The 16,343-nt window shown below is 50.8% G+C and carries 12 protein-coding genes; 9 read left to right on the forward strand and 3 right to left on the reverse strand.

The genetic code is table 11. The annotated features are described in order from the left end of the window. Positions 1-46 precede the first annotated feature (46 nt). The 4 genes from ACNQKP_RS14140 (at position 47) to ACNQKP_RS14155 (ending at position 4,299) form a co-directional block, all read left to right on the forward strand. Positions 47-496, forward strand: a complete 450-nt coding sequence (locus ACNQKP_RS14140; RefSeq protein WP_417865358.1) for a hypothetical protein — start codon at positions 47-49, stop codon at positions 494-496. Further along, complete coding sequence (locus ACNQKP_RS14145) at positions 487-1,500, forward strand: DUF4421 family protein (protein WP_417865359.1); 1,014 nt, start codon at positions 487-489, stop codon at positions 1,498-1,500. Before ACNQKP_RS14140 ends, ACNQKP_RS14145 begins: the two co-directional genes overlap by 10 nt. Positions 1,501-1,678: 178 nt before the next feature. Beyond that, the gene (locus tag ACNQKP_RS14150; protein ID WP_417865361.1) at positions 1,679-1,834 is read left to right on the forward strand and encodes a hypothetical protein; all 156 of its coding nucleotides are present in this window, start codon (positions 1,679-1,681) and stop codon (positions 1,832-1,834) included. 8 nt (positions 1,835-1,842) lie between these two features. Beyond that, positions 1,843-4,299 (forward strand): cell wall anchor protein, encoded by a 2,457-nt coding sequence (locus tag ACNQKP_RS14155; RefSeq protein WP_417865363.1) that lies wholly within the window; start codon positions 1,843-1,845, stop codon positions 4,297-4,299. Between the two features lie 112 nt (positions 4,300-4,411). Here the strand turns inward: ACNQKP_RS14155 and lpdA are convergent, their stop codons facing one another. Genes lpdA through ACNQKP_RS14170 form a run of 3 tightly spaced genes read right to left on the reverse strand, consistent with a single transcriptional unit; the run spans position 4,412 to position 9,810 of the window. Then, the gene (lpdA, locus tag ACNQKP_RS14160; RefSeq protein WP_417865365.1) at positions 4,412-5,821 is read right to left on the reverse strand and encodes a dihydrolipoyl dehydrogenase; all 1,410 of its coding nucleotides are present in this window, start codon (positions 5,819-5,821) and stop codon (positions 4,412-4,414) included. A 2-nt stretch (positions 5,822-5,823) separates the two neighbouring features. Further along, a complete protein-coding gene (gene odhB / locus ACNQKP_RS14165) occupies positions 5,824-7,083 on the reverse strand; it encodes a 2-oxoglutarate dehydrogenase complex dihydrolipoyllysine-residue succinyltransferase (RefSeq protein ID WP_417865367.1) in 1,260 nt (419 codons plus the stop codon). 21 nt (positions 7,084-7,104) lie between these two features. Further along, a complete protein-coding gene (locus tag ACNQKP_RS14170; RefSeq protein ID WP_417865368.1) occupies positions 7,105-9,810 on the reverse strand; it encodes a 2-oxoglutarate dehydrogenase E1 component in 2,706 nt (901 codons plus the stop codon). Positions 9,811-9,976: 166 nt separating this feature from the next. On the opposite strand from ACNQKP_RS14170, the gene gpmA reads away from it, so the two are divergent. From gpmA to ACNQKP_RS14195, 5 genes are all read left to right on the forward strand, one after another. Continuing rightward, complete coding sequence (gene gpmA / locus ACNQKP_RS14175; RefSeq protein ID WP_041577864.1) at positions 9,977-10,723, forward strand: 2,3-diphosphoglycerate-dependent phosphoglycerate mutase; 747 nt, start codon at positions 9,977-9,979, stop codon at positions 10,721-10,723. 262 nt (positions 10,724-10,985) lie between these two features. Then, on the forward strand, positions 10,986-13,691 hold the full coding sequence (locus ACNQKP_RS14180; protein ID WP_088564671.1) for a hypothetical protein: 2,706 nt from the start codon (positions 10,986-10,988) through the stop codon (positions 13,689-13,691). Then, positions 13,688-14,176 carry a type II secretion system protein gene (locus ACNQKP_RS14185; protein WP_416480246.1) on the forward strand — a complete coding sequence of 163 codons (489 nt, stop codon included), beginning with the start codon at positions 13,688-13,690 and terminating at the stop codon, positions 14,174-14,176. Before ACNQKP_RS14180 ends, ACNQKP_RS14185 begins: the two co-directional genes overlap by 4 nt. Then, positions 14,173-15,150, forward strand: a complete 978-nt coding sequence (locus ACNQKP_RS14190; RefSeq protein WP_417865370.1) for a pilus assembly FimT family protein — start codon at positions 14,173-14,175, stop codon at positions 15,148-15,150. The genes ACNQKP_RS14185 and ACNQKP_RS14190 overlap by 4 nt, the downstream gene beginning before the upstream one ends. A gap of 25 nt (positions 15,151-15,175) precedes the next feature. Continuing rightward, the gene (locus tag ACNQKP_RS14195; protein ID WP_417865372.1) at positions 15,176-16,330 is read left to right on the forward strand and encodes an EF-hand domain-containing protein; all 1,155 of its coding nucleotides are present in this window, start codon (positions 15,176-15,178) and stop codon (positions 16,328-16,330) included. Positions 16,331-16,343: the final 13 nt, after the last annotated feature.

Raw genomic sequence — 16,343 nt, forward strand, 5'->3', positions numbered from 1 at the left:
TTGAAAAACATCTCGAATCATAAGATAAAAGGGGCTGGAGGTGAGCATGAAAACGATCTGGGTCTTGTCAGCAGTATTGGTCTGCAGTCTGGACGCTCATGCCATTATCCCACCGGAAGGGCTGGGGGCTGGCGAAGTCGCTGTCCGCAGCAATCGCAGTGTGCGCCAGCAGGTTGAATCCTACACCGAGATGCTGGAAAAAGAAGTCGGCAAAGCCAAGAACAACAAAGAGCGCTACCGTGCCATGAATCGAATTGTGGGCCAGATCCGTTCGTTACGCGACAATAGTGTGCCGCAAGGGGCACAGGATGAGGCGCACATGGATCTGATGGTGTCCGTTCTGGAATCCATACCATCTGAAAAGAACTTCAAGAAAAAAGACTGCGCCAAGTACGAAAACGATTTGATCAACCAGTATGAACCCACTGCCGAAGAAGCGCCAACAGAGCCCGCAGTACAGCCGGGTTGGAAGGTGTTAGAGTCTTTGTGTCAGTAAAGGCTCTGAGTAAAACTCTGGGCATTTTGATTCTTTTGTCGGCCTCTGTTGCGTGGTCTGAATCCAAATGGGACCCTGCGGGTGCAGACGAAGTGAAGGTCACATTGGGACCACAGGTCACCTCTTATCAAATCGACATTCAATCTCCTAATGGCGGGCCTGAAGCGCAGTTTATGCCAAACGTGGGCAGCAAAACTTATCTGGGATTCAGCTATAGAAATTTAGGAGCCTCCATTAGCCTCGGCAATCCGGTGGATCCTTCCACCGTCCAGCAAAGAGGCGAAAGCTCAGCTACGGATTTTCATCTGCGCTTTTATGGGACGCGTACTTATGAAATCAGTTATCAGTCCTATAAGGGCTATTATCTCGACAACACCGAAGCTGTCAACGCGGGTTCAGCTCCGACCGGGATCAAGTATCAGCGCGGTGATATCAGCACCCACAATATCAGTTTCGTGATGCACTGGAATCTGCGTGAAGATGATTACAGTCTGGGTGTTGCCTTCGGTCAGGATGGTCATCAGAAGGTCAGTGGCTGGTCATATTTTGCCAGTGCGATGATTTCCAACAACAAGATGACCGGGGATTCTCCATTCATTCCTCCGGGGACCTCGGGCTTTGACCGGCTGGCAGACCTGCAGGAACTGGATCGTCAAATGGCGGGCTTGGGTGGAGCTCTTGGTGGCGTCTGGGTTCGCGGACCCTGGTACGTGACGGGCTTTGCGGCATTGGGCGTGGCCTGGCAAAAGGTCTATGGAAAGTTTGCGACCTCTGCCAATCTGGATGAAAGTTTCGTGGGCTATTTTTCAGATGCGAAAGTCGGCGGAGGCTACAATGGCGAACGCCACGTTGTGGATTTGCAGTTGCACTCTGATAACACGACAACGGACTTCCTGGGAGGGACGGTGGATGCAATTCAAATGGAGATGCGTCTGACGTACTCTTACCGCTTCCAAAATGTGGACCTGCCTGGGTTGAATTCTCTTTCGTCGTTCCTTGATTAATTCAACGTAATCCTGTTGAGTCACGCTCTGGAAAATCCGATAGATTTTCTAAATGCGCGTTATTGTAAAATCTTGTCTCATCTTGATACTGTGGAGTCTTCTGTCGGGTTGCTCGATGGAAGCGTCTATAGTTTCGCTGGAGGAGTCGCCAGTTCCTCTGCGTTCCGTTTCTGGCAAGATGGCTATTTCTCCCTCTCGACAAATCAGCGCTCAGGATGAATCCGGTCAATACCGGGTGGAAGGCGTGGTGGGTGAAATCACCACGACGGACAAATCCTATTCCGATGATGGAGTCTATCAGGCAGAAATCAACATACGCTTTCAAGTCATGTGAGGAACGTTATGGGGAAGCAGCTTCTGGCGATTTTAACATTCAGTATCTCTGTCACAGGTGCCTGGGCCAGTGGACCTAAGGGCATTCAAATATCCGGGCGCATTCTGGATGTGGCCTCCGAGCTTCCGTTGAGTGCGGGCAGTGTGGATTTCACCATCAAAGTTCTAAGCCCCGACAACTGTCTGTTGTACCAAGAGCAACATCTGAATAAGGATCTATCAGCGTCTGATGGCAGCTTTTCCCTGACAATTGGCTCCGGAAGTTCGGCGGTGAATGTCTATGCCACTGCCGGGCAAGAGCAGACACGTGAAAACATCCTGAAGGTCTTTTCCAATGAGTCGGCTGTCGCCAATGGACTGCTGTCACAGCACCAGGGAGCCGAGTCCACGGTTTGTCCGGGTTCTTATACTCCCGCCGCTGGTGACATTCGTAAAGTGAAGATCGTGTTTGACACGGGCACAGGTGGCCCTCGTGCGATTTTGCCTTATCATCAAATCGGCACAGTTCCTTACGCCATGGTGGCACAAGAAGCGGCCAAGGCTCGCGATGCCGATAAGCTGGGCGGAGTCGCAGCAGCAAGTTACGCAAAACTTACGGATCTGGCGACGGAAGTTCCCAACAACGAAAATGATCCGACCGTTCAGTCCTTTGCAAAATCCGCGCTGCCGACTTGTGCTGCGGGCGAGGTTTTAAAATCCAATGGAACCAGTTTCTCGTGTGTGACTGATACCGGGGGTGCTGTGCCGGTGGCGACAGCGGCCAGCACCGGGATTGTGCAAGTGGGTTCAGGTTTGTCGGTCGATGGCGCTGGCGTTTTAAGTGTCGGCAGTTTGCCAATTTCCCAGATTACCGGCCTGCAGACGGCGCTGGATGATCGTCTGCAAATGAGTCTGCTGCAGCAGTGTACCAGCAGTCAGGTTTCAATATGGAATTCAGTCTCGGACACTTTTGCCTGTTCCAACATCAGCATCACGGCCAGTCAGATGTCTGACTTTAACACCGCGGTGGATGCTCGGGTTAGTGCGTCTGACACCGCCAATCCCAAATTGCCTTTGAACGGCGGCACGATGACGGGCGATCTGAATATGGGTGGCGAGGACATTCTGGCCATCGGCCACATCACCATGAGTGCCGCGAAAACACTTTTGCTCGGAAACTTCACGCAAGCCCAGGAAGATGCGCTGGTGCTGAATGCCGGTCACAAAGGTCTTTCCTGGTACAATTCAGATTTGAAGGCATTAAGATACTATGATGGGGCGGCAAAACTGACGGTGGCTGCCAGCACTTCTGCCTGCACAGACGGGCAGATTTTAAAATGGAATAACACCGCAAAAACCTGGGACTGCTCTGCAGACTCAGGCGGGACAACGCCGGGAGATGCCTCTTACGCCGCAAAAGGTCTTGTGCGCTTTGATACCAGTGCGGATGTCTCGGGGATGACGGTGGCATCCGGATTAGCCAGCGTGAACACGGGGACCGGCGCAAACCAGATTGTGAAGCTGGGGGCGGATTCCAAATTGCCCGCTGTGGATGGCTCTGCTTTAACGAATATCAACGCCAGCAATATCGCGACTGGGACTGTGGGCACTTCCGTGTTGCCGACCATACCAGTCACGAAGGGCGGTACAGGCCTGACCGCGGGAACTTCCGGGGGAATTCCCTATTTTAGTTCTAATACAACCATAGCATCGACCGCAGCGGGGACGGCCAATCAGATTTTGCGTGTGCCAGCAGGTGGCGGTGCACCGACCTTTGGTGCTATTGATTTGGCTTCTGCGGATGTTGTGGGAACTTCAGTTTTACCAATTGCAAACGGCGGTACGGGGGCTGCGACAGCGGCCAATGCCCGCACAGCTTTGGGGTTGGGAACCGCGGCTGTGGCGACAACGGGGAGTACTTCAGGCAATGTCCCGGTCTTGGGTGTGGGTGGTATGACTGCGAATAAGATGTGTACTTCAGATGGTACCGGAACTGGCATTATCTGTAACGTGAACATCCCGGGGACAAGCACCCTGATGGGGTCTTTGACGATGCTGGGAAAGGCGGGGTGCGTGTGGGAACATGCCAATACTTCGTATGCCTCTTTTTCGAATGTGACAGCATGTAACACGGCCACGGTGACGGGGCTGGCTTCGGCTCCAACGGAAGGCAAGATTCCGGGCATTCGTTTCGCAAATCTTCCCGCGGGAGACTATGAGCTGACGGTATTACTTTTTTCGATGTATCCAGTGGATGCCGGGGTTTACTGTCGTTATCGTCTTTGGGATGGCACAAACTACTCGGGCACGGCAGGGGCCTATCAAAGTGAAATCTATCAAATGACCGGGTTGTTCTCTTATGCCACGGACCAGACGAATTTGACCTTTTATGTTCAGACGCAGACGACGACGGCCACAAAAAACTGCCGTGCCGACATTTCGGTGCCTGGACAGGATAAGATGCAAATCTATTTGAAGAAGTTATAGCTGGTTGAATACGCGGAAAAGAAAAAACCCACAGTCGGTGACTGTGGGTTTTGTTTTTGCTGCTTCAGCTGAATCGCCTGCCGGCGACTCAGCTCTGCCGGGCTGGGCCCGCTTACATCTGGCGTTGACGTTTTTCAACCGCAAGGGCCGCTTCACGCACAACTTCAGACAAAGTAGGGTGGGCGTGGAAGGATCTTGCCAGATCTTCGCTGCTGCCACCGAATTCCATGCACACGATCACTTCGTGGATCAGCTCAGATACGCTTGGACCCACCATGTGAGCGCCCAGGATTTTGTCTGTTTTCTTGTCTGCGATGATTTTCACGAAACCTTCCGTGTAGCCTTTCGCGCGGGCACGGCCGTTGGCCATGAACGGGAATTTACCCACGTTGATTTCCAGGCCTTTTTCTTTGGCGAATTCTTCCGTGATACCAACAGAAGCAATTTCCGGGTGAGTATAGATCACACCTGGAACTGTGTCGTAGTTCACGTGACCCGCACCACCAGCCAGGATTTCTGCCAATGCCACGCCTTCTTCTTCCGCTTTGTGCGCAAGCATTGGGCCGGCAATAACGTCACCGATGGCATAGATGCCCGGCACGTTGGTTTGATAGTGTTTATCCACGATGATGCGACCTTGAGGGTCTTTTTGGATGCCCATTTCTTCGCAGCCAACGCCCGCAGAGAATGGTTTGCGACCCGTGGAAACAAGCACAACATCCGCTTTCATGGAGGATGCTTTACCATCAGTCAAAGATTCATAAGTCACTTCAACACCGTCGTTGCCAACTTTAGAACCAGTCACTTTCGTGGAAAGAAGGAAGCTCATGCCTTCTTTTTCCATGGATTTTTTAAGCACGTTCATGCAGTCCTGATCCATGGTGCCGCCCAGACGGTTGGCATATTCGATCACAGTGACTTTGGCGCCCAGGCGCTGCCATACAGAACCCAGCTCCAGGCCGATCACGCCACCACCCACAACGATCATGGACTTTGGAACCTGATCCAATGCCAGTGCGCCGGTGTTGGAAACGATACGTTTTTCATCGTACTTCAAGAACGGCAGTTCCACAGGAACAGAGCCGGTTGCGATTACGATGTTCTTGGTCGTCAGGATTTGGGTGTTGCCGTCAGCACCTTTCACTTCCACTTTGCCAGCGGCGACGATTTTACCCATGCCGTTGAATGGAGTGATCTTGTTCTTTTTGAACAAGAAGGCGATGCCTTCGGTATTTGTTTTTACAACCTTGTCCTTGCGAGCCTGCATGGTTGGAAGATCCAAATCAACTTTGGACACTTTCACACCGTGAGCAGCCAAGTCGTGCTGAGCCGCTTGATAGTGCTCAGAACTTTCAAGCAGGGCCTTGGAAGGGATGCAACCCACATTCAGGCACGTGCCTCCGTAAGTTTTATCTTTTTCAATCACGGCCGTTTTAAGACCCAATTGAGCTGCACGAATGGCCCCTACGTAACCGCCGGGACCGGAACCAATAATAATTAGGTCAAATTGAGTGTCTGCCATGATTATACCTCTAGAAGCAATCTTTCAGGATCTTCGACAAGTTCTTTGATTTTAACAAGGAAGCTCACAGCCTCTTTGCCATCGATGATACGGTGATCGTAAGTCAAAGCCAGATACATCATCGGGCGGATTTCCACTTTGCCGTTGATCGCCATTGGACGATCCTGGATTTTGTGAAGGCCCAAGATAGCTGACTGCGGGAAGTTCAAAATCGGCGTGGAAAGCAAAGAACCGAACACACCACCATTGGTGATAGAGAAGGTGCCGCCACCCAGATCATTCGGAGTGATTTTACCATCACGGCCTTTTGCCGCCAGATCACGGATCGCCAGCTCAATGCCAGCCAGGGACAGTGTATCCGCGTCTTTCACGTTCGGAACCATCAAGCCCTTCTCTGTGGAAACCGCAATACCGATGTTGTAGTAGTTGTGGTATTCGATGTCTGTGCCGTTGATCCATGCGTTGACTGCAGGGAAGTCTTTCAGTGCCTCAACAACGGCTTTTACGAAGAAGCCGTTGAAGCCCAGGTTCACGCCGTATTTTTCTTTGAACTTGTCTTTGTACTTGGAACGAAGCTCCATCACTTTACCCATGTCCACTTCGTTGAAAGTGGTCAAAAGAGCTGCTGTGTTTTGCGCTTCTTTCAATTTTTCGGAAATACGCTTGCGGATGGTCGTCATCGGAACAAGCTTTTTGTCGCCCTGCTTAGAAGGACCGCTTGCAACTGGAGTGACTGTCGCTGGAGCTGCTTTTGCTGCCGGAGCAGGAGCCGCCGCTTTCGCTGCAGGCTGAGCATCAAGAACGTCCCCTTTAGTCAGGCGGCCGTCTTTACCCGTGCCTTGGATCGCTGAAGGGTCCAGACCTTTTTCATTTACGATTCTGTTAACAGCAGGGGATAAGTGCGCAGAAGCGTCTTTCCCGGCGGCAGCCGGCATAGCTGCAGCACCGGCAGGTGCGGAAGCTGGAGCAGCTGCCTTTGCGGTCTCAGCCGCAGGAGCTGTTGCGCCCGCTGCTGGTTTTGCGTCTGTATCAAGAGTCGCCACTGTCGCGCCGATCTGAACAACCGCACCGGCTTCGCAGCCTGGGTTGATAGTCAAAACACCGTCGTTTTCCGCGACAACTTCCACGCTGGCTTTGTCAGTCTCAAGAAGCATAAGAACTTCATTGCGTTTTACAAAGTCGCCGGATTTTTTAGTCCAACTGCCGATGGTTGCTTCTGTGATGGATTCCCCAACCGCGGGAACTTTAATCTCTTGTTTCATGGCAACGTCCTTTTATAAAAATTATCTATTAAAAACTGCTTTAATAATCTCAGCTTGTTCAGTTCTGTGTCTGTAGACGGAACCCGTCGCTGGAGAAGATCTCTCCGGACGGCCCACGTATTCAAAGCCCAGTTTCAAGCCGGCTTTGGAAACAACCTCAACAAACTTGAAGTACACATTCTGGAAGGCACCCATGTTTTTAGGTTCTTCCTGTGCCCAAACCAAAGTCTTCGCTTTAGGGTAGGACTTCAGAACTTCCGTCACCTGAGTTGCAGGGAATGGATAGATCTGCTCCAGGCGAACCAAAGCCACGTTTTCTTTTTTGGATTTTTCTCTTTCTTCCAGAAGCTCATAGTAAAGCTTGCCGGAAACAAACACCACGGTGTCCACTTTGGATTTGTCGATGGTGTCAGCAATCACTTCCTGGAAGCGGCCTTTTGCCAGATCCTCGATAGAGGATACCGCGCGTGGGTGACGCAACAGGGATTTCGGAGACATCACAACCAGTGGTTTGCGGAAGTCACGGCACACCTGACGGCGAAGAGCATGATAGATCTGCGCTGGAGTTGTCAGGTTCACAACCTGCATGTTGTTCTGAGCACAAAGCTGCAAGAAGCGTTCAAGACGGGCCGAGGAGTGCTCGGGGCCCTGACCTTCATAGCCGTGTGGCAGAAGCAGAACCAGGCCGCTCATTTGCTGCCATTTGGATTCACCGGCTGCAAGGTATTGATCGATCACGATTTGCGCGCCGTTGACGAAGTCGCCGAACTGCGCTTCCCACATAACCAGGGATTTTGGGTCGTGAACGGTGTAACCGTACTCATAACCCATAACGCCGTACTCAGACAGGATACTTTCAGCCACCAGCAGTTTTGCTTTTGGATTCAGATCCGCCAGTGGGAAGTAAGCTTTGCCAGTTTTGAAATCATACATACCCGCATGACGGTGAGTGAATGTGCCGCGCACGCAGTCTTCACCGGTCAGACGAACGGAGGTGCCTTCGGAAAGCAAAGAGCCGTAAGCCAAAAGTTCGCCCATGCCCCAGTCGATGTTTTCTTTGCCGGCACCCATGGCTTTACGCGCTTCCAGAAGTTTGATCAGTTTCGGATGCGGAGTGAAGTCAGCAGGGTAGCTGCCGATTTTCTCGCCGATCTGTTTTAGTTTTGCCAGGTCGAAAGCGGTGTCTGCTGCTTTTTCAAAATCAGCGTCCTTGGCTTTGCGAAGTCCCTTCCAGTTGCCTTCGAACTTGAAGTTCTTAAGCTTAGGCGGGTTCTTCTTGGTGTCTTCATAGATTTTCTGGAGACGATCCATGGCCTGGTTGTACAGGTCTTCGGAAGTCTTCGCGTCCACAGATCCTTCGGCTGCCAGTTTCTTGGCGAACAACTCACGCACAGTCGCGTGAGTTTTGATCAGCTCATACATCTGTGGCTGAGTGAAGGCCGGTTCGTCCCCTTCGTTGTGGCCGTACTTGCGGTAGCACAGAAGGTTGATGACCACGTCTTTGCCGAACTCCTGACGATAGCGAAGGGCGATGTCCATGGCACGAACAGCACTTTCAACGTCGTCACCGTTCACATGCAGAACCGGCGTGAAGGTCATCTTCGCCGCATCGGATGCATAACGGGTGGAACGGGTGTCTTTGCCGCTGGTGGTGAAACCCACCTGATTGTCGATGATGATGTGAATCGTGCCGCCAGTGGAGTGAGAGTGGACTCCAGCCATCTGCAGAGTTTCCTGCACGATGCCCTGACCGGCAAACGCCGCGTCCCCGTGGATCAGAACCGGAACGACATTCTTTTTACCAGAAGCGCCGATTTGATCCTGAGCCGCACGAGCCATACCCAAAGCCACCGCATTCACGGTTTCCAGGTGAGAAGGGTTGTAAGCCAAAGTGACTTTGCAAGTGCCAGTCGGGGTTTTCTTTTCAGTGACATAACCCAAGTGGTACTTCACGTCGTTGTCGAAGTCTTCGATAGGCTCTGCCAGTTCCAGTGGGCCGTTGAAGTCACCGAAAACATATTCTTCAGGCTTGCCGAAGAAGTTCACCAGAATGTTCACACGTCCACGGTGAGCCATGCCCACGTAAACTTCCTGAACCTGCTGGGAAGTGCCTTTGTTCACCAAAGTGTCCATCATCGGCAAGATGGAGTCAGCACCCTCGACAGAGAAACGCTTGGTTCCCACATAGCGGGTGTGAACGAATTTTTCCAGAGTCTCAGCTTTGGTCAAAGAAGACAGGGCGTCTTTCTTGTCAGCCAAAGCCAGTTTCGCCGGATTGCTTTCAAACTGCTGAGTCAGCCATTGCACTTCTTTCGGGGAAGCGTCGGCTGCCTGCAAAGAAAGAGTTCCGCAGTAAGTGGCTTTCAGATGATTGATGATGTCGCTCAAAGTGGCATTGGCTTTGCCAATCACAGAGCCGATTTGGAATTTCGCGGTCAGATCTTTTTCTGTCAGACCGAAACGTTTCAAAGAAAGAAGTTCACCCGCTTGAGGAGCATAGAGTGGATTGAGGTTTGCTTCTGTGTGGCCGTCAGCGCGATACGCCTGGATCAGTTGGAAGACGGCCAGCTCCTTGTCGGACATTCCGAACTTGCCACCTTGGGCAAACTCAACACCTTCAAAAAAACTTTTCCATTCAACTGCCAGGGAATCTGGATTCGCTTTGAAATCAGAGTAGAGTTGTTCGATATATTCTAGATTCGCACTGTTGATGCCGCTGTTGCTCACGATTAAACCTCAAACGTCGCAATGGGTAGTTAAATTACGCTCGTTAATTTTTCAAAAACTCGGGGGTTTGACACGTCTTAATGCGTAGCAAAACGCCTAGCTATTGATGTTATTTAAAACGCTGTCATGATAGCTCTTTTTCTATCCAAAATGAAGGAGTTTAAGCGTGTATAAGTTGGTGCTAATTCGACACGGCGAAAGTGTGTGGAACCAGGAAAATCGCTTCACTGGCTGGCAGGACGTAGATCTTTCTGAGAAAGGTCGAGCGGAAGCTCTAAAGGGTGGGAAAGCTCTTCGTGAAAAAGGCTTCAGTTTCGACGTGGCTTACACAAGCGTGCTGAAAAGAGCGATTAAAACTCTGAATTTCGTGTTGGATGAAGTGGATCAAGTGTGGCTTCCAGTCCACAAAGACTGGCGTTTGAATGAAAGACACTACGGAGCCCTTCAGGGTTTGAACAAAGCTGAGACTGCGGCTCGTCATGGCGAGGAGCAGGTAAAGATCTGGCGCCGTAGCTACGACACTCCGCCACCACCAATGGAGGTGAGCGACCCTCGTCATCCTTCCCATGACCCTCGCTACAAAAATGTCGACGCCAAACTTTTGCCTAGCAACGAATCCTTGAAAGACACCGTGGCCAGATTCCTTCCTCTGTGGGACGGCACGATCGCACCTGCTGTAAAATCAGGCAAAAAAGTGCTCATCGTGGCTCACGGGAACAGTTTGCGCGCCTTGATGCAGCATTTGGAAGGGATGACCCCTGATGAGATCATGGGCGTCAATATGCCGACCGGGATCCCGATGATGTATGAATTGGACGCAAACTTGAAGGTCCTGAAAAAGGAGTTCATTGGCGATCCGGACGAGGTCAAGGCGGCGATTGAGGCTGTGGCCAACCAGGGTAAGGCGAAGTAAGCCTTTTATTGCAAATTTCTTCCCAAAGCCCACCGCCTTCAGGTCGTGGGCTTTTTTTATGTAAACAAGCTAAAATTGATACAATAATTGTTCTGATCTGAGACACCTTTTGCTCTGAAACGGGTCGCTCCACACTCTGAAATCTTAAGTTTGATACGATAAATGTCGATACAAGATACAGGGAGAAACCACCGTGAAATCTTGCAGATCAAAGGGACGTACAGTCTCCAATAATCGAGGAAGTGCCTTCGTCCAAGCCCTTGTGGCTGTCGGCGTTGTCGGCGTGATGATTTACTTCCTTTCTCCTACCGTTATCAAACACCGCAGTCAGGTGACCAAGACTGCTTCCATCATCACCGCACGTTTGGCGTTGCATTCGATGGTGGACTACACACTTTTCGGTATCCGTCAGCGCTGGTGTTTTTCTGAATCCTGGATGCAGGAAAGTTGTGGATCAAGCACGCCTCCAAAAGCCATTGAGATTTTAAGTCACCCCCGTTCGGTTGAGCGTTTGCTGATGAAGCAGGAGTCCGTGGATTTCCTGCGTGCGATAGGTATTGCCAATCCGGAAAAAGTGCCTTTGAAGGACGGGATTAATCAGACCATTAATATTTCAAATTTTTCTACGATGCATCCGGTTTACAAGATCGTGGCAGATTTGAAGGGCTACACAGTTGAATTCATTCAAATCAAAATCACTCGCGATGTTCGTGCCGCCATTCCTGAATACGGCCGTGAGGTCTATCTTAAAGTTGTTGTGAGTCTTTTGAACAGTCAGAAGAAGATTATCGAAGTCGGTTCCAGCAAGCTTGAGACAACCTCTTTTGTTGGTGTGTATCCTCGTGAAGTGGGAAGTTTTGCCCTGCTGGTGGCCGGAGATCTTCGTCTGGACAAGGAAAGCGCTTCTGACCTTGGGGTTGGGGGAGCTTACTTTAAGCAGCACGGCTCTCGTGCACAGACGATCAAATATCCGGGTCTAACCTTTGAATCCCCGGTGTTTGTGAATGGGGCGATTCATTTGCCCAAGGCTCCGGATCTGGCAGTGGACATTGCCGAGGGCGACACGGTTTATACGCCAGTCACTTTCAAAGACAAAGTCATTCTGGGGTATGGTCCGATCAAGCGTGAAAACGTCGAGTTCCGTCCGCGTTCGGCAGGAAATGAGGTCGATCAGTTCTGGTCCAACATCCGTCAGTTTGGTGGATTCCAAAAAGGTGTTGAAGTGGACGGAGAGCGTGACTTGGGACTGGACTATTTGTCCGGTTATGCGAGCGGAGCTGGTAATCCAAGCGCCAATTTGATGGCGCTTTGTAAACGTCACGAGGATCGCAAGTACAATCTAAATACGACCGCTAACAGTCAGTTGACGGGGGCTTTGCTTAGTAAAAGTGGTGGCAAGTACAACTACCGTCTGGCTTTGACGGACGGGAACTTGTTCAATCCGCAGACCAAAGAAGTCGATCGGCCTTCTGTGAAAAACTTCTTCTCTCGTGATTTGTTGAAAGACTGGGGTCTGACAAGTCGTGCGACACCGGTGAGCAAGTTCACCATGAGATTTGGTAACCTGGAAGTGGAGGGGGAAGTTCCTCTGGATGGAACTGTAACCCTGGAGCCAAAAATCGATCTTCGTCCCCTGGAAAGAAGTATTGAGCGTCAACTGAGTGCTGCTGAAGGTGGTCTGGATGATGCCCGTCGTGATTTGAACCAGGCCGCGCGAGCCGTGGAAAGAGCCCGTCGCGATGTTAATGATGCTGAAGATGAGCTGGAAAGCGCACGCAGACGTGTTCCAGCAGATCCAGGCAGAGTGAACCAGGCTCGAAATGCTTTGGCGAACGCACAGAATGACCTGCGAAATGCAGAAGCCAACAAGAACCGTTTGGAGCAGCAGGTTGAGAACGCCGAAAAGCGTGTGTCTTCGTTGCGTGGTGACTTGAGTGAAGTTCGTGCGAATATGGGTATTCAGCCTAAAATCAACATCACTATGAAGAATCCGGTGAAAGCGGGCGACAATCCGGAAAACACCAATGCTTCTTTCAAGGATTTGGAAATTAAATTTGAAAATGGGCATGCGTTGGTGAACTCCAACGGAGAACGTGTTCCTGTGTCTTTCGAATTTGAAGCCTTTGATGTGGCTTACTATAAAGGTTATTCCATGCGTCCGTGGTCTAATAACAACCGCGGAGCTTTGGTGTTTAATCCAGATGGTGGCGGCTTTGATGTGTCGCAAACTCTGTTGGATTCCCGCGGGCAGTCCAAAGGTGGTTTGCCAGACGGTGAAGATCCATACGTGAACCTGGATCTGGCCTGTAAAACACTGGGTACTAACACTTCGGCCTTTGCCGGAACGGACTGGTCGAAATCCTTCGCACCAAACTCCAAGCATTCCTGGTCGTTTACGAACAAGTACGAAGATCGCAAGGACCTCATCTTTAATGCTGGTAATGCCTATGCACCTCAGGGAGGGGCGGGGACTGCAGTCTTCCATGTGGTTTCCATGGCCAAGAGCTGTATCATTGAGCCGGACGCCAATCTGGTCAGTGGTTTCCTGAACTGTGAAAAGCTGGTGATCAAAAGCCGTTCTTCTGAGTTGAGAATTATCGGCAGTATCATCGTGTCCCAGGGTATTGAAGTGGATGAGCAGGCCTACAAACACGGCATTCGCTGGAGCACGATCTATCATCCGATGGCGACGTTTGAGCTTCGTCGGGCGGGAATCTTAAAAGGTCTGAATGCGCAGGATTGTACGACCATCAACCGTTATCCGGTATGGCATCCATATCCGAGCATGCGTGACGTTTCGAATCTTTATAAATGTAATTCACTGTCGTTGCGGGCCAAAGCCGATCCATTCCGCTGGACGGCGGTGGATCCGGATTGTGGTCTGATCAACAATAGCAACTCAACAATGTGTAAAAACCGTCTGATGAGATTCTATGTTCTCGAAGTCTCCAGGGAGTCCGGCATATGATGAAAATAGCATCAAACCAAAAAGGGATGTCGATCCTTGAAGTGCTGCTGGGTCTGGCGATGATCACGCTGGTTGGGTCTTTCTTTATCTCAGGGATTCTGAGCATGAAAAAGGTCGCCATGGACAGTGGTACCAAGAACTCGTTGTACAAACAAATCAATGACGTTATCGAAAACATTCGTCCGAATGTGCGTATGTATCAGATCAACTATTTCACGACCGACAAAGAGCGGGAAAATGCCCTGAATCCCGGAGACCTTCCAATGGCGTGGGGCAACGGGATGATGTCGACGGCGAAAGACTGCCCGGGCTGTCCTGGGCGCTATGGCTTTGTGATTCAGGCCTATCCTGGCATGAAAGGTTTGTATTTGGTCACCGTGCGTTTGACCCACCGGGATTGGGCGCAAGGCGAGAAGGCAGCGACAGCCGGTGATGCCAAGTCTTATGGGTATGTGGACTATCAATTCGTGGTGAACTCACAATGATGATTAAGAATAATCGCGGTTTAACTTTAGCAGAGATGATTGTCGGTGTGGCCCTCATGGGGATCATGGGGATGGTCGCGGCTTCTTTCTTTGTCTTCACTGCAAAGACTAAAAAAGAAATCACCAACGAGATCGAAGACAAGGTCGACAATATCCTGGCAGAGCGAATGATTCTGCGGGATCTGAAGTATTCCGAGCCATCATTTAATAACGTTATTATTACTGACGACAATGGCCGTCAGTTCTTTGACTATGTTGCCGATGTGACCCAGTCCGCAGTGGACAATGCGCCCAGAAAATTGACGCTTGAGGCGGGTCGTCGCAATGAATTTATCTTTATCGCCACCAATGAAAAAATGGGTGGTTCAATGATGTATGCTCCCTCGAACGCCTATCAGGTGGGAAACCCTCCAGGGGATCCGTTCGTGGCGGCTTCTTTGACATTTGTTTCTTTAAATAAAGACAGCATCGTGCAGTTTTCAGATCCTCAGGGGCTGGGACGCTACTGGCAGGTGGGGAACGTGCTGATGCTGGATACTCCAACAATGGTTCGTCAGATGACGGCCAGTGGGCCTGACTATAGCAAGCCTGCAAGATCGCCCATTTTCCTGGGCAGTGTGCAGGCTCCGGGTGCCACACGTTTGTTACCTTTGAACATCCCGGGTTTCATTAATACGACAAATCCGATGTATCCATCTGAGACAATCGGTGATGAAGATAAGTTCTTAAGGGATATACCGCCTATGGGGGGAGCAGCCCCGTTGGTGCGCTTGAAAGTGGTCAGTATAATCAAGTATTATCTACAGAAGGATTCTAAGGGGAATCAGGTCAATGTGTATCGGTCTATGTACACCGGTCGCGCATTCGGCCCTGGACAGCTCTTCGCTTCGGATGTGGCGAAAGTGGAGTTTTCCAGAAAGAGTGCTCACGATGCTTTGATTTATTTCAAGATCGTGCGCAATGATAAGAAATAAAAGGGGAAACCAAAAGGGGGCTTGTATGTTTTGGTTAAGATGGGCTTGTGCATCAGCCATGGTGGTGTCATCCACTGCGTATGCACAGACTGAACAACAGCCTGCAGCCGTGAATTCGGGAGCCGGGGGCTCAGCAGGTTTTCAAGGGGTTGTTCTTTCTGGCCAGGCCGCTAGGGCTTCGGTCGATGGAATCACAGTGAATATTTCAAACACGTGTTTTGGTACAAACTTAAGACACGTTTCCAATCCGCTTTCTCCGGTTTCCAGCGTGTTAGTTAAACTGACATTGCGGGAAAAAGGGGCGCTAAAAACGTATACCGTGAAATATCCCGCCAATGTCGTGACCCAAGCGGGTAACGATGCGCAAGTGACGCAGGTTTCGGATGTCACGGCAGGGGTAAAAGCTCAGTATGCAGGCAACAGTGTGCGCGTGACTTTGCCGGTGAACTTCACCACGAAAGTGGATGAAGAGGGCAATATCTCCAATGACTTTGAAGCCAAGCTTGAAGCCGTCAGCTTTGAGCAGGTGTTTGCGCCTGGTCAAAAGCAAGGCGGGGAGTACATGGGTTATAACGGACCGCTTTCTGCGTCCGTGTATACCAGCAACTCCAAAGACGGCAAACAATACAGTGTGTCCGCCTTCTTCCCGGGTGAAAATGGCTATTGCGGCGGTTACTTCTCGCCTCTGATGGTGTTCTTCGACGACAAGATGCCAAACTTCACGGCGGTGACCGACTTCCCATTGAATCCGACCGGGAAAACCATGTGGCCTGAAGCCGGTGCGCCGGGGGCCTTCATTGCGGTGGACCGCAATGGTGATGGTCAGATCACAACGGAAGATGAACTGTTTGGTAATCAGGGTGACAAGTTCAAAAACGGCTTTGAGGCTTTGCGCGAATTTGATTCAAACAAAGACAACGTGATCGACAGGAACGACAAGGATTTTGCAAAACTTCAGCTGTGGTTTGATAAAAACGGCGATGGCAAAGTGCAAAAAGGCGAGCTTGTGCCGCTGAAATCCCGCATCGAATCCGTGTCCCTGAAATACGATGACTCGGCAGTGAGCGGCATCGCGGACCGTGCCCAGATCCGTGAAAAGAGCACCTTTGTCTTTGTTGAAAAAGGCAAAAAGAAAGAAGGTCGTGTGATCGACCTTTGGTTCTCGCCGAAAATGAAATAAGTCTTATTGATAA

The organism is Bdellovibrio bacteriovorus, from assembly GCF_048286975.1.
GTDB lineage: Bacteria > Bdellovibrionota > Bdellovibrionia > Bdellovibrionales > Bdellovibrionaceae > Bdellovibrio > Bdellovibrio bacteriovorus_H.